Source organism: Parabacteroides timonensis, assembly GCF_900128505.1.
In the GTDB taxonomy this organism is placed as follows: Bacteria; Bacteroidota; Bacteroidia; order Bacteroidales; family Tannerellaceae; genus Parabacteroides; species Parabacteroides timonensis.
The window spans coordinates 4,074,717-4,090,958 of sequence record NZ_LT669941.1 but is presented as its reverse complement, the minus strand read 5'-3'; the positions used below and the strand labels follow the sequence as shown (position 1 = coordinate 4,090,958).

At 41.8% G+C, this 16,242-nt stretch carries 8 protein-coding genes; all 8 read left to right on the top strand.

Annotated features, from left to right (window positions below):
• The first annotated feature begins 185 nt into the window (after positions 1 to 185).
• The 8 genes from BQ7394_RS23830 (at position 186) to BQ7394_RS23795 (ending at position 16,199) form a co-directional block, all read left to right on the top strand.
• Positions 186 to 764: an RNA polymerase sigma-70 factor gene (locus BQ7394_RS23830; protein ID WP_075559668.1), complete on the top strand. Its 579-nt coding sequence runs from the start codon at positions 186 to 188 to the stop codon at positions 762 to 764.
• A 75-nt stretch (positions 765 to 839) separates the two neighbouring features.
• Positions 840 to 1,814, top strand: a complete 975-nt coding sequence (locus BQ7394_RS23825) for a FecR family protein (protein WP_075559667.1) — start codon at positions 840 to 842, stop codon at positions 1,812 to 1,814.
• Between the two features lie 209 nt (positions 1,815 to 2,023).
• On the top strand, positions 2,024 to 5,239 hold the full coding sequence (locus BQ7394_RS23820) for a SusC/RagA family TonB-linked outer membrane protein (protein WP_075560219.1): 3,216 nt from the start codon (positions 2,024 to 2,026) through the stop codon (positions 5,237 to 5,239).
• Between the two features lie 13 nt (positions 5,240 to 5,252).
• Complete coding sequence (locus BQ7394_RS23815) at positions 5,253 to 6,866, top strand: RagB/SusD family nutrient uptake outer membrane protein (RefSeq protein WP_075559666.1); 1,614 nt, start codon at positions 5,253 to 5,255, stop codon at positions 6,864 to 6,866.
• Positions 6,867 to 6,939: 73 nt separating this feature from the next.
• Positions 6,940 to 8,493, top strand: a complete 1,554-nt coding sequence (locus BQ7394_RS23810; RefSeq protein WP_075559665.1) for an MGH1-like glycoside hydrolase domain-containing protein — start codon at positions 6,940 to 6,942, stop codon at positions 8,491 to 8,493.
• A 17-nt stretch (positions 8,494 to 8,510) separates the two neighbouring features.
• Positions 8,511 to 10,364 carry a glycoside hydrolase family 127 protein gene (locus BQ7394_RS23805; protein ID WP_075559664.1) on the top strand — a complete coding sequence of 618 codons (1,854 nt, stop codon included), beginning with the start codon at positions 8,511 to 8,513 and terminating at the stop codon, positions 10,362 to 10,364.
• Positions 10,365 to 10,384: 20 nt separating this feature from the next.
• Complete coding sequence (locus BQ7394_RS23800; RefSeq protein ID WP_075560218.1) at positions 10,385 to 12,424, top strand: beta-L-arabinofuranosidase domain-containing protein; 2,040 nt, start codon at positions 10,385 to 10,387, stop codon at positions 12,422 to 12,424.
• A 160-nt stretch (positions 12,425 to 12,584) separates the two neighbouring features.
• Positions 12,585 to 16,199: a glycosyl hydrolase gene (locus BQ7394_RS23795; protein WP_075559663.1), complete on the top strand. Its 3,615-nt coding sequence runs from the start codon at positions 12,585 to 12,587 to the stop codon at positions 16,197 to 16,199.
• Positions 16,200 to 16,242: the final 43 nt, after the last annotated feature.

The following is a 16,242-nucleotide window of genomic DNA, read 5'->3' as shown; positions in this document are numbered from 1 at the left end:
GATCTACACCTATGACGTAATCGGTTAATTATCAGAGAAGTGATAATTTTGATGGGCTTTGCTTACTTTATCCACATCATTTTTCATTATTGGATTTGATACACAATATTAATAAGTTATATTATAAATAGATTATATTTGCATTAAATAAGTACAATAGTTCTTCTAGAACAAAGTTTTACTCCATGAAAACAACAACATTAACCGATCAAAGAGAAGATATCAAGTTTGAAGATATTTATCTTTCTTACTTCTCTAAAATGAAGTACTTTGCTTTGGAATATGTTATACGAGAAGAGGATGCGGAAAACATTGTTCAAGACGTATTCACAGAGCTCTGGGAAAAAAGAGAAATACTTTCCATGCAGATAAATCTGATCGCATACTTGTTTACCACAGTTAAAAACAAGTGTCTGAATCACTTACGACATATAACAATCGTACAGGAAACAGCAAATCTCATCCAAGAGGAATATCTTATTAATCTCCGAATGAATTTGAACTCATTGGAAGCATTTGATCAAAACCTGTTTTCCGATGAGGATATTGAAAAAATAATAACCAGAGCATTAAATACCTTATCTCCTAAATGCAGAGAAATATTCGTTATGAGTAAAATCGAGGGAAAAAAACAGAGACAAATCGCTACAGAGCTTAATATTTCTATCAATACAATTGAAACTCAGATCGGTATAGCTTACAAAAAACTAAGGACAGAACTAAAGAGACACCTTCCTCTCCTTCTGTTTTTTCTCTATTTATAAAAAAACAAAAATTTTTTTGTTCCACACTTGGCGGATTTTTTCAGGACAAGTGTTTATATAATAACAAGCCGATGTATGGACGAACAAATTAAAAAATATTTCCAGGGGGAACTTGATACAACAGATAGATTAAAGCTGTTAAGGCAAGTCGAAGCAAACGATAAATTGAAAAGTGAATTTATCGAATGTAAAAACACATATGCTTTGCTGTCGCTCTCCGATCAGGTAAATGATAAGAAAGCAAACCAGGAAGGCTATCTTCGATTTAATAACAAAATCAAAACAAAAAGATTCAGACAGGTATTACTTCGCATAACTAGCTATGCTGCTATCATCACTTTATTGATCGTATCAACCTACTGGATTACCGCAAACTATTATACAAAGCCATTTTCAACAATAGCAGACAACAGACTTTATGTACCGGCCGGTCAGCGAGTCAAACTGACACTACAAGATGGAACAGATGTATGGCTAAATTCGCAAACAACATTAGTTTATCCGGCTGTCTTTTCAGGAAAAGAAAGGCGAATATCAGTCGAAGGAGAAGCTTATTTTGATGTAGCCAAAAATCCGGAAAAGCCTTTTATCGTTTCATCACAAGGAATAGAAATGAAGGTTTTAGGCACAAAGTTTAATGTTCATAGTTATCCTGGGGAAAAAGATATACAAACCAGTTTGATAGAAGGATCACTTCATGTTTATTTTTCCAGACCTGACAAGAGAGGAGTCATCCTAAAACCGAACGAACAGGTAACAATAAAGGATGGAACAATGAGAATTGGAGCGATCCCTCACCATGAATATTTTTCATGGAGAGACGGTATTTATAGTTTCGAAAATGAATTACTTATCGACATTCTAAAGAAATTACAACTCTATTATGACGTAAAAATAGAGATAAAAGATCCTTCCATATTCAAATGGGAATATACCGGAAAATTCCGGCAACGTGACGGCATTGACGAAATTCTACGTATGATACAAAGAATACATAAATTCAAAATTGAAAAAGATGAAGATAATAATATTATCACATTAAGTAAATAAAATGTATAACCTCAAAATAAGAAAGCCTATGATAACACACTAGTAAAAAATAACGGCAGATGCTGGAACCATCCGCCGTTAAAAAATAAGCAAACACTATCAAGTTAATTTTTAGTATTCACCTAATATTCAGCAAAGATATGAAAATAAAAACTTTGTTACCACTCTTTTTTGTAGAAGACGAACACATTAAGGAATATTTCAGAATCATGAAAATATCACTGTTTATACTATTCGCCTGTGTTTTCCAAATGGTAGCAGTTAATTCGGAAGCGCAAAATACCATTATTAAATTGGAAACCGAGGTCTTATCTGTCGGTCAACTTATCAATCAGATAGAAAAACAAACAGATTACCTGGTTGTATTCAGAAACCGGGAAGTTGATACCGAACGTGCTATTACCGTACATAAAAAATCCGGTAAAATAATCTCTTATCTGGATGATGCTTTTAAGAATACGGATATCACTTACGAATTCGATAACAAGTATATCTTATTATTGAAAACAAACAGTACAGACAAATCCGCTCTTATCAATCAACAAACCAGAAAAATAACCGGTACGGTTACAGATAATAACGGAGAGCCGATCATCGGTGCCAATGTAGTCGTAAAAGGTACTACCAACGGAACTGTAACGGATTTCAATGGCCAATATACATTGGAAGTTCCCCATGGAGCAGTCCTCCAAATTTCATACATCGGTTATTTAACGAAAGAATTAGCTGTCAATAGTAATAAAACGGCAGATGTGAAATTACTGGAAGATACGCAAAGTATCGAAGAAGTAGTTGTTGTAGGATACGGCACACAGAAAAAAGGCGAAGTAGCCAGTTCTATTTCTACGATCAAGTCTGAAAACTTCGTTAAATCCCCAACAACAGATGCTGCCCAGTTGATTAAAGGACAGGTTCCGGGTCTGAGTATTATTACTCCGGATGCAAACCCTACTTCTACCGCACAGATCTCATTACGTGGTATCACCACATTGAAAGCCAGTACCAGTCCGCTAGTTCTTATCGACGGAATCCCTGGTGATCTAAACTCAGTTTCACCTGATGATATTGAACAGATAGACGTATTGAAGGATGGTTCTGCCGCTGCAATTTATGGTACCCGTGGTACTAACGGTGTTATCCTGATAACAACCAAAAACGCTAACGGGGAAATGCCTACGGAAGTAGATGTCAATGCCTATGTTTCTACCCAGCAGATCACTAAAACCCTACCGTTTATGAAAGCAGACGAATATCGTCAACGCGTTCAGGAAGGATGGCCGGGAGGTCAGGATGACGGCTCATCTACCGATTGGCTGGATGAAGTCACTCGTACTCCGTTCACACAAATTTATAATATCAGCATGCGTGGTGGAAGTCGAACAACCAATTATGTTGCAAGTTTTGAATACAGAGGTTTGAACGGACTAATCAAACGAACTAATAATGAAATGTTCTACCCGCGTATCGAGATCACACACCGTATGTTCAATAATAAATTGAAATTGAATGCCAGCTTAAGTGGCTATAAACAAACTTATTTCTCCGGATCAGACGGAGGCGGTTACAATAGTGAAGTATATAGAAATGCGTTAATTTATAATCCGACAACGCCGGTATATGATAAAGATGGAAATTATTCTGAAAGTTCGAAAAATGAATATTATAACCCAGTATCATTACTGAATGAAGTAGAAGGAGAAAACCAGGCGACGAATTTACGTATGTTCGCCAATGTGACTTATACTCCTATCGAAGGACTGGATATTAAATATCTGTTCTCTTCCAATACCTACAATCAGGTCAGAGGATATTACGAATCACAAGAGCATAAATCATCCTGGAGAGACGGTAAAAACGGATATGCTTCACGTGGTTCCACGCGTAAGAATGAGGATCTTTCCGAATTAACCGTTCAATGGAGAAAAACATTATTTGAAGATCATTCATTTACACTTCTGGGAGGATATAGCTGGCAAAAAACGAATTATCAGAACTTCTATATGCAGAACTTCAACTTCCCGTCTGACGACTATACCTACAATAATATGGGAGCAGGACAAGCTTTAAAAGATGGACGAGGAACCGAATTCTCGGAAGCAAATGAAAGTAGACTGATCGGTTATTTCGGCCGTTTGAATTATAGCTATAAAGGTAAATACATGTTTGCTGCAAGTATACGTCATGAAGGTTCAACCAAATTCGGAGCCGATCATAAATGGGGTAACTTCCCCTCTGTTTCAGCAGCATGGAATATCAAAGGTGAAAGTTTTCTGGATGATGTGGAAGCGCTGTCTATATTGAAACTACGCGCCGGATACGGTGTTACAGGAACTGTTCCTACTGATCCGTATATGTCATTAAACACCCTGAATTTTGGAACTTATGTCTATTACAATAATGAATGGATCAAAACTATTCGACCTGACTCGAATGCAAATCCGGATTTAAGATGGGAAAAGAAAAAAGAGATTAACGTTGGCTTTGATTTTGGTTTCCTGGATGATCGTATTACAGGTAACATCGACTATTACAATCGTAAAACAGAAGATTTGCTTTGGGATTACGATGTGCCTTCTCCTCCTTATTTGTTCTCCAATATGGTTGCAAATGCTGGTTCTATGCGAAATCAAGGTATAGAAGTGGGAGTTACGGCTATTCCGGTACAAACGAAAGATTTCCAATGGACCACCTCTATGAACTATTCCAGCAATAAAAATGAATTGTTATCACTTTCTAATGATCAGTTCATATCAAGCGGCTATTCCGATCAGGGATCTACCGGAGAACCTCTGCAAACGACAACCCACCGTATTCAGGAAGGACAACCTATCGGCAATTTCTGGGGATATAAGAGTGTTGATATCGATGAGAACGGTCATTGGATCATAGAAGGAGCCGACGGTAATCCGAAGCCGATTTCGCAACAGCAGCCAACCGATAAACAGATCATCGGTAACGGTCTTCCTAAACATTATCTGAACTGGAACAACTCCTTAAGTTATAAAAACTTCGATTTTAATATTACTATGCGTGGAGCTTTTGGTTTTGATATATTGAATATGCCTCGTTTGCAATATGAAGCACCGGTTATGTTATCAAGAGGTAATGTATTAAGTGCCGCTTTTGAAACAAAATACGGTAAAGTACCTCTGGCTGCCGATCAGGAATTACAATACGTTAGCTATTATATAGAAAACGGTAGCTATTGGAAAATCGACAATGTAACTCTAGGATATACATTTAACTTCAATACCTGGATCAAACGTTTGAGAATCTATGGTACGGTATCTAACCTGGCTACAATTACCGGTTATTCCGGTATCGATCCGGAAGTTAGCATCAGCGGTCTGGATCCGGGTGTTGATAATAAGAACCGTTATCCGTCTACGAGAACTTATACATTAGGAGTTTCTGTTAAATTTTAATATGTAATATATTATGAAGAGCTATATAAAATTATTTTTAGCATTGTGTTGCTCAGGAACCATCATTTCCTGCAGCAATGATATGGATGAAAAAGTTTATTCTAAGATAACTGAACAAACATACAATTATACAACCAGTGATTTTTCACCATCTGTGGGCAGCGTTTATAGCTATTTACGAAGCTTTACAGACCATTGGGGATACTTTTCTGCTCAGGAAGTAACTGCAGATGCCATTGTAATGCCTCCTAATGCCTCAGGCTGGGATGACGGTGGTGTTTACCGACGTATGCACTATCAGACATGGAATTCAGAGCAAGACCATGTAAAAAATATATGGTCGGTGTTTTACCAAGGAGCTTTGTTATGTAATAAAATTATTGATCAAATAGAAACAGGCATTCTCCCCGCTCCATCAGATGCAGAAAAAACAACTGGTCTGGCCGAACTGAGAGCAATGCGTGCATATTACTACTGGCAAATCTGCGACAACTTCGGTGAAGCCCCGTTGGTTACAACGACATCAATGGATTTACCGGCTAAAAATACCCGTAAAGAAATCTATGACTTTGTTGTAAAAGAATTGCAGGAATCAATTCCTTCGTTAAGCGAAGAACAAGGAGGAGGTAATTACGGACGTATGACGAAATGGGCAGCAAAAGCATTACTTGCAAATGTATATCTGAATGCAAATGTTTATATCAACGAAGAACATTGGAATGATTGTATTCAACAATGCGACGATATCATTAACAGTAATAAATTTGCCTTGTCGGATAACTATAAAGATCCATTCCGGACAACAGGTGTAGAAAGTTCCAAAGAGGTCATTTTTACCATTCCCTTTGACGAAAATCTAGCCGGAGGAAACAGTATATTTATGTTCTCCTGGCATGGAGAGTTAAAGAAAAAATATGAAACAGAAGCAACTCCATGGGGTTGTGGTTCCGCAATGGGAGTATCTCAATTTATCGATACTTATAATGTGAAAGATACTCGTCTGGCTGACAGCTGGCTGATGGGAGCACAATTAGCAGCCGACGGTAGCACATTATATGGAACATACGATAAGATGGGAGAACCTATCATTTACACAAAAGACCTCCCTGACGGCAATTATACCAGCGAAATGGAAGGTTATCGTATGAACAAATTTGAAGTGGCAAAAGGTTCACAAAGTTCATCTGGAACAGACGTTCCTTTGTTCCGATATGCAGAAATTCTGATGATGAAAGCAGAATGTTTATTACGTTCAGGAAAATCGGGTGCAGGTGCTTTAGTAACCGAAGTCCGTAAACGGGCATTTAAAGATAACCCCGAACTGGCAACGGTAACAGATGCTCAATTACAGGAAAACACATCATATCAATATGGTTCTGTTGAAAACTATAAGATCACAGACAAAGGAAATACAGATCCTGTAGCATTCGGTAGAATGTACGATGAATTAGGCTGGGAATTCGCTTGGGAAATGCATCGCAGAAGAGATGCCATCCGCTTCGGTGTTTACACAAAGAAAAGTTGGCTATCACATAAGCCACAAGGAGATTACCGGACTGTATTCCCGATACCGGAAAAAGTTTTGACTTCCAATCCGAATCTGGAACAAAATCCCAGCTATAAATAAACAGCTGTAAATCATTATTTAATCTTGTCTCCCCGTCCTTATCGGATGGGGAGATTAAAAAATCTTTGTCCTCATGAATAAGTATATTATTACTTTTTTATTGCTCTTCTGCAGTTCAGGACTTTCATTCAAGGTTATAGGCCAGATACTTGACCATAAAACATTAGATTCGTATGTAGACCGCTTCAATCAGCAAGATGAGGAACTATATGTACAATATATCCCCAATAACCAGGCAAAAAAATTCTTATCCGAAAATATACCCTTGTTTGAATGTCCGGATAAAAACATAGAAGAGATCTACTATTTTCGCTGGTGGACATTCAGAAAACATCTGAAAAAGACACCGGATGGATTTATTGTTACCGAATTTCTTCCGGATGTATCCTGGGCGGGAAAATACAATGGCATATGTTGTCCGGCCTGGTTCCATTTCAGAGAAGGCAGATGGCTGAAAAACAATAAATTCCTGAAAGATTATGCCTATTATTGGATAAAAGGAGGCGGTGCCCTCCGTTCCTACAGTTTTCCTGTTACAGATGCTATATATCAATACTCTCTGGTAACGGGTGACAACCAAATACTCAAAGACCTCTATTCTGAGTTAAAGGAAAATTACATTGAATGGAAAAAGGAAAAGTTTATACCGGAAACGGGGTTGTTCTGGCAGACAGATAACAGAGACGGAATGGAAATATCCATAGGAGGAAACGGGTTCCGGGCAACTATTAATTCTTATATGGCTGCGGAAGCTGCAATCTTATCCAGAATTGCCGAATGGAAAAATGATCCCCAGGCAAAAACACTCAAAGAAGAAGCTGAGAAACTAAAAAACAACCTGTTCAAAAAGCTATGGGACCAGGATGCCGAATTTTTAAAAGTATTGCCACAGGAAACAAATGCCCGATTACAGAATGTCCGCGAACTTCACGGATATACACCATGGGCTTTCGATCTGGCTGATCCGGAATACGCGGTAGCATGGAAATACCTGATGGATACACGCTATTTCTTAGCCCCTTACGGACCTACAACCGCAGAACAATGTCATCCGGAATTCAAGGTGGTCTACGAAGGCCATGAATGCCAGTGGAATGGCCCTTCCTGGCCTTATTCTACCTCTATGACGTTAACCGGACTATCCAATTTATTAAATAATCAGGTCCAACCCTTTATATTTTCAAGTGATTACGTAACTTTACTCACGATTTACGCACGAAGCCAGTATAGGAGGAAAGATAACGGCACACAGATACCATGGATTGATGAAAATCTAAATCCTTTCACAGGGGATTGGATATCACGAACTATACTGAAGCATCGGAATCGTTTACCGGAAGAACGCGGAAGAGATTACAATCATTCTTCTTTTTGTGATCTGATTATAAATGGATTAGTAGGTATCCGTCCACAGGAAGGAAATAGATTGGATATTAATCCATTAGTTCCGGAAGGGCACTGGGATTATTTTTGTCTGGATAATGTGTCCTATCATGGAAGAACCATCTGTGTTCTTTATGATAAAACGGGAGAGAAATATAACAAAGGAGCCGGATTATCCATCTTCATCGATGGTCAGAAAGTAGCCTCCTCTCCTACTTTAAAAAGAATTAGTTGTGAATTATAACATTAAAAATTAAGACCATGAAACAGTATCTAGTATTATCTCTGGCTTGTTTGGCGTTATGGGGATGTAGCGAACAAAAACAGGTAGCAGACACTCCCCTCAAAATGATCGACCAGGTAGACTTCTCCCACGTTCATATACAAGACCATTTTTGGTCGCCACGCCTGAGTAAACATATCTCGGCAACATTACCTGTTTGTATAGATCAGATAGAGAACCAGACAGGTCGCATGCAAAACTTTGTCAATGCGGCCAAAGGAGAAGGTGAACATTCCGGTATTTTCTTCGATGATTCGGATGTATATAAAGCACTCGAAGGTATTGCTTATAGCCTCATCAACAATCCGAATCCCGAACTGGAAAAGAAAGCCGACGAATGGATCGATAAGATAGCCGCCGCACAACAACCGGACGGATATATCAATACATTCTATACCCTGACCGGATTGGACAAACGGTGGAAAAATATGGACAAGCACGAAATGTATTGCGCGGGTCATATGATGGAAGCTGCCGTTGCTTATTACCAGGCTACCGGAAAGCGCAAACTGCTCGACGTAAGTATGCGTATGGCAGACCATATGATGAGCCTCTTCGGCCCTGATAAGCGCCATTGGGTACCGGGACATGAAGAAATAGAACTGGCCCTGGTAAAACTCTATCAGACTACCAAAGAGCAAAAATACCTGGACTTTGCCAACTGGCTATTGGAAGAAAGAGGCCACGGCCATGGAAGTAAAGGAGACGACGGCAAGTGGGATCCGGCTTACTACCAGGACATCGTTCCGGTTCGCGAGCTGACAGATATTTCCGGCCACGCTGTTCGTTGTATGTATCTGTATTGTGGTATGGCCGATGTTGCTGCCCTGAAGAAAGATACCGGTTACGTGGAAGCGTTGGATCGTCTGTGGGATGATGTTGTTCTGCGCAATATGTATGTTACCGGTGGTATCGGTTCTTCCAGACACAATGAAGGATTTACAGAAGATTATGACCTGCCTAATATGGATGCCTATTGTGAGACCTGTGCCTCTGTCGGTATGGTTTACTGGAACCAACGTATGAACCAGTTTACCGGCGACTCCAAATATGTGGATGTACTGGAACGCTCTATGTATAACGGAGCTCTGGCAGGTGTTTCCCTGGCAGGAGACCGTTTCTTCTATGTCAATCCCCTGGAATCAAAAGGAGATCACCACCGCCAGGCATGGTACGGTTGCGCCTGCTGCCCAAGCCAGATTTCACGCTTCCTGCCCTCTATCGGTAATTATATCTATGGCACATCAGATAAAGCCTTGTGGGTAAACCTTTATATGGGAAATACGACACAAATTACCGTGGATAACAAAAAAGTCACCTTGAAACAGGAGACAGATTATCCATGGGACGGACTGGTTAAACTGACAGTTACCTCCGCACAGCCTTTGAATAAAGAACTACGCATCCGTATTCCGGGATGGTGTAAAAAATATACATTGTCTGTTAATGGCAATCCCGTTAATGCATCGACAGATAAAGGATATGCTATTGTCAAAGACTGGAAATCAGGAGATCAGATCGCACTAAACATGGATATGCCGGTCGAAATGGTTTCTGCTGATCCACGTGTAAAACAAGACGTAGGCAAACGGGCTGTACAGCGCGGTCCACTGGTTTATTGCCTGGAAGAGATTGATAATTCCAAAGACTTTGCCAATCTCAATCTGGCAGCCGGTACTTCTTTCGAAGTAAAAGACGAACCCGGTAAACTGGGAGGCATCAAAGAGATTGAAGCCGTATCCGGCAATCAAAAGTTGTCTTTCATCCCCTACTACACCTGGGATAACCGGGAAGCCGGAAAAATGAAAGTTTGGATCGATTATAAAGAGTAATTCATATATTCTACATGACCATGAACAAATTAATAAAAATCTTTTTCGCATCATTTGCGACCCTTGCGATTGCTTCGGCTGCACCTGCCGGAGGAGAATCCGTGTCTGGTAATTATTTGAATAACCGCCAGCCACTATTACAAAAAACATACATAGAACTTCCTCTAGGTTCTATCAAAGCCGAAGGCTGGATGCAGGAACAACTCGTCCGGATGAAAAACGGAATGACCGGACATCTGGATGAGGTCTACGAAAAAGTGATGGGACCGCGCAACGGCTGGCTCGGCGGAGACGGCGATGTATGGGAACGAGGCCCGTACTGGATAGACGGCCTGCTCCCACTGGCTTACATTCTGAATGACCAGGCTCTTATAGAGAAAGTAAAACCCTGGATCGAATGGACGCTGGCCTCTCAGAAACCGAACGGCTATTTCGGGCCCGACACCGACCGCAGCTACGAACCGGGATTACAACGTGACAATGCCCAGGACTGGTGGCCCAAGATGGTCATGCTGAAAATCATGCAGCAGTACTATACGGCAACCAACGATACCCGCGTAATCGGTTTCCTGACCAATTATTTCAAATACCAGTTAGCCGAATTACCAAAGAACCCGCTTGGCAAATGGACATTCTGGGGTGAACAACGTGGCGGCGATAACCTGATGATCGTCTACTGGCTGTATAACATTACCGGAGATAAATTCCTGCTCGATCTGGGCGAACTTATCCATAAACAGACATTCAACTGGACGGATATCTTCCTGAACCAGGATCATTTGTCACGCCAGCACAGCCTGCATTGCGTAAACCTGGCACAAGGATTCAAGGAGCCGATCGTTTATTACCAGCAAAACAAAGATCCGAAACAGATACAAGCAACAAAGAAGGCTGTTCATGATATTCATAACACAATAGGTCTGCCTACCGGCTTATGGGGTGGTGACGAATTGCTGCGTTTCGGAAAACCGACAGCAGGTTCCGAACTATGTACGGCTGTAGAAATGATGTATTCGCTGGAAGAAATGCTGGAAATAACCGGCGATATCCAATGGGCCGATTATCTGGAACGGGTAACCTATAACGCACTGCCAACACAGGTAACCGACGATTATTCCGGCCGCCAGTACTACCAACAAACGAACCAGGTAGCCGTCACACGCGACTGGAGAGAATTTTCCACTCCCCATGAAGATACCGACATCCTGTTCGGCGAACTGACTGGCTATCCTTGCTGTACCTCCAACCTTCATCAAGGCTGGCCCAAGTTTGTACAGAACTTATGGTATGCTACTGCCGACAACGGTATTGCTGCTTTAGTATATGCCCCGTCACAGGTATCGGCAAAAGTAGCCAACGGCATTACTGTAAATATCAAAGAAGAAACAGCTTATCCTTTCGAAGAGGCCATCCGTTTCAACATTTCCTTCGCCGATAAAAAGGTGAAACAGGCATTCTTCCCCTTCCACATCCGTATACCGGCCTGGTGTAAGAATCCGGTGGTTAAACTGAACGGCGAACCGGTCACTATCGACGCCTATCCGGGAACTGTAGCACGTGTGAACCGCGAATGGAAGAACGGCGATGTACTGAGCGTCGAATTACCGATGGAAGTAGCTGTAAGCCGCTGGTACGACAACAGTGCCGTAGTTGAACGTGGTCCGCTGGTATATGCTTTGAAAATGAATGAAAAATGGGAAAAGAAAACATTCGAAAACGAGAAAGCCGGAGAATACGGCAAATGGTATTATGAGGTAACTTCCGATTCTCCCTGGAACTACGCTTTATTACACCGTAGCTTCTCGCCTGAACAGATCAAGACATCTTTTACCGTAGAGAAATCGTCTACCGTTCCTATTTATCCGTGGAATGTAGAAAATGCACCTATACGCATCAAAACAAAAGCAAAACGGGTAAACAACTGGACACTCGTCAGAGGTTCCGCCGGGCCGGTTCCTTTCTTCACGCAACAAGGTAACGATGTCGGAGAAGAAGAAACGATCGAACTGATACCTTATGGGTGTACAACACTCCGCATTACCGAATTCCCGGTAAGATAATATCTATTCCAAGCCACCTTCAAGAAGATAACATACACTTGAAGGTGGTTTAACTATCTCGTCATAAAGCCAAAATACATAATAATAATATCATATTTGAAACATTATTATCCTGATTAGTAACTACTTTTGTTTTATTACAGATATAAACTAATCAACCATGAAAAAACTCTTTATTTTAACCTTGTGTATTTTTTCCCAGTTTCTTTCTTCCCAGGTAAAACAATTGCCTCCCGGACATCCGGATCGTTCCGTCACTATGGATTTAAAAAAAGGTTTTGCAACGCCTCCCAAAGGATATGGTGAAGTACCTTTCTACTGGTGGATGGGCGATACTTTAACCCGTGAACACCTCACCTACCACCTGGATCAGATGGCTGCAAAAAAAGTGACCAGCTTACAGGTTAATTATGCCCACTCGGACAAAGGCGGAGTCAGTTATGGCTTGACTTTCCCTTCCCGCCCGGCCCTCTTTACTGAAGAATGGTGGGATCTGTTCGGTTGGTTCATGGGAGAAGCGAAAAAACGAAATATGACCGTCAGTCTCAGCGATTACACACTGGGAGTCGGACAAGGTTCTTACGTTGATGATGCCCTAAAAGAAAACCCCGGATTGACGGGAGCCGAACTGAAATTCGAGAGCGATACCATTCAAGGCAGCTATGAGAAAACATGCCATGAAAATCTGCTTTCCTTATATGCTTACCAGTTGGGAACAGACAGTATAATCATAGAGAACTCCGGCATCGACCTGACCAAAAACCTTACTGACAACAAAATACAATGGCAATCACCGGAAGGTAAATGGATCGTAACGCAGGTATACAGTGCCGCAAAGAAACCGTCACTCGACCCGATGCATCCCCTTTCGGGCAAAAGTTATGTCAAACATTTCTTCCAACGGTTCGAAGACCGTTTCCCGGAACAATCCAAAGGAGGACTCAACTTCTTTTTTTCTGATGAGCTAAACTTCAACCTGCACGGCTGCATCTGGAATTCAATCTTCAGAGATGAATTCAAGAAACGGAAAGGATACGATATCGTCCCCTACCTCGCCGCCCTGTTCACCCATATAGGTTCAATCACTCCTAAAATCCGTCTGGATTATAATGACGTCATGGTATCGCTCAGCGAAGAGAACTTCTTCATCCCCGTATACCAATGGCACGAAGATCGTAACCTCATTTACGGCTGCGACCATGGCGGACGCGGAAGAGATGTCAGTGAATTCGGCGATTACTTCCGTACCCAGCGATGGAACCAGGCACCGGGTTGCGATCAGCCCAATTTCTCGAAAGACATTATAAAAAATAAAGTAGCCTCTTCCATCGCACATCTTTACGAACGTCCGAGAGTATGGCTGGAAGGTTTTCACAGTAGTAAATGGGATAGCAACACAGCTCATGTTACCGACGCGATCTTTGCTAATTTTGCCATGGGTCAGAACCTGCTCAGCCTGCATGGTTTCTTTTACAGTACGGTAGGAGGCTGGTGGGAATGGGCACCTCCGTGTAATCATACCCACATGCCTTATTGGGAACAAATGGGGCCCCTACTCGAATGTTCCGAACGTCTGAGTTATGTTCTCTCACAAGGATATCACCGGGCCGATATAGCAATTCTCTATCCCGTAGAACCGGTAGTAGCCGGATACGGTAACGATGCTGTGGAAAAAGCTTTCAGCCTGGGAGATTTTCTTTATAAGAAAGGTATCGATTTCGACTTCATGGATTACCAATCGTTGGATAAGGCAACCGTAAAAAACGGTAAACTTCATATTTCAGGAGAAGAATTCAAAGTACTCATTATCCCTTCCATGAAAGCCATTCGTCACTCTTCCCTGGAAAAAGCACTGAAATTCAAACAAAGCGGAGGCATTGTCATCAACCTCGGCGATTTACCCGAAGCAACAGAGAAGAAAGGATTAAATGATACCCGTGTAAACACATTACTCGACAAACTATTCAAAACATCCGGCAATAACGCATTTATCGCCACAAGCAACAAAGAGATCCTCCATATTCTTGACTCACATCTTACCCGCGACTTCCGCATCACTTCCGGGCAGGATAAACAGGATGAAACTTATATCATGCACCGGAAAATAGCAGGTAAAGATCTCTACGCCGTATATAATGTACCTAAAGATACAGAATGCTTCTTCCGCGCAACAGGCGGGATAGAACTATGGGATCCATGGACCGGAACTTCCCGGGAAATATCCGCATCATCCGTTACCAACGAAGGAACCTGTATCCGTATGCCACTCGATAAGCAGGATATGCATATCTTCGTATTCGATCCAGCCCGGAAAGCCACGATCTCAATCCCTGTGGAACACAAAATAACAGAGACAATCGTACTAGATGGTGAATGGGAATTCGAACTCAAACCGAGCCTGGATAACCAATTCGGTGATTTCCACTGGCCTGCTACCAAAGAAATACTGGGAGCTTATATTTACAAAGCGCGCTACAACCAAAGCTCCAATGCTACAGACGGGTGGCAATCTCCTTCCTTCAACGATGATGACTGGACATCCAAGACTTTCACATTCGCTCCCCGCTTTATGCTGCTGGAAGCCACTCCAGAATTGACAGAAGAACTGATTTTCAGCAATCTCCCAGGAAAATCCGAAGGTATCATAGACAGTAATAAAGAATACCGCTGGAAGCCGTACGAATTCTCCTGGCGCTGGGGAGTAGAAAACGATTACGGCCATCAAGGATGGCACGGACTGAAAGCAACCGTACACGATGAATTCATCAGGTTAGGCGAATTCAAACAGGAATTCAGAGAAACACTACGAGTAGAAGACCCAAGCGGTAATAAAAACTATTATCTCTATTCGAATGTACTGGCTCCGGAAGCAGGAACCTACCAACTCTCACTCGGAGAACTGAAGCCGGCAGCCGTTTATATCAATGGAAAGCAGACCGAGGACTTATCGGGAAGTATCTTATTGAAAGAAGGTCTCAACGAAATCGTACTGCATTACGATACTTTCGGTGTAACCTGGTGCGTCATCCGAAAACAAGGCGACACCCCGCGTATACTCAAAGAAGCAACAGCCGAAAAACCATTGGCTACCAATTTCAGAGGAGATCGTTCGATACTCCCGTTCGATATCAGACAGACACAGGAAACAACCTACGGGCAATACCGTTTCAAATCGGCTCCGGGACTCGAGAAATTCGTATTTTCCGCTTTCGGAAAACCAGAAGTATGGGTAGACGGAAAAGCCTGTCTGCTGGATATTAAAGGAAAACGCGCGGACGGTTGCATAACCTATGAGGCCACGATCCCTAACCCGAACAAACGGGTATCCACAGTAGCCATCCGTATAGAAGAAGAATGGGGTAATACCGGTGGAGCGGCTATTGATGGTCCGATCAGACAGATATGTGGGGAAGGCTTGATTGCAGCCGGCGACTGGTCACAGATAGAAGGAATCTCGACCTATTCAGGAGGTGCCTGGTATCGTAAGAATATCCAACTGCAAGATATAGCAAATAACCAGAGAGTTCATCTGAACCTCGGCAAAGTCATTTCTACTGCAGAAGTATGGATAAACGGCAAAAAAGCAGGCCTGAAACTGACTGCACCCTGGCTATTTGACATTACTGATCATGTTAAAGCCGGTAATAATAAGATTGAAGTATTGATACATAACACGGCTGCCAACTACTATCTCTCCGTTCCGACACAATACCGGGGAAAAACGACTGCCGGACTCTTAGGAACCGTATCGATAGAGATTACAGAAAACAGATAAACACGAACAAGGGACAGAAATCATAAAGATTCCGTCCCTTGTT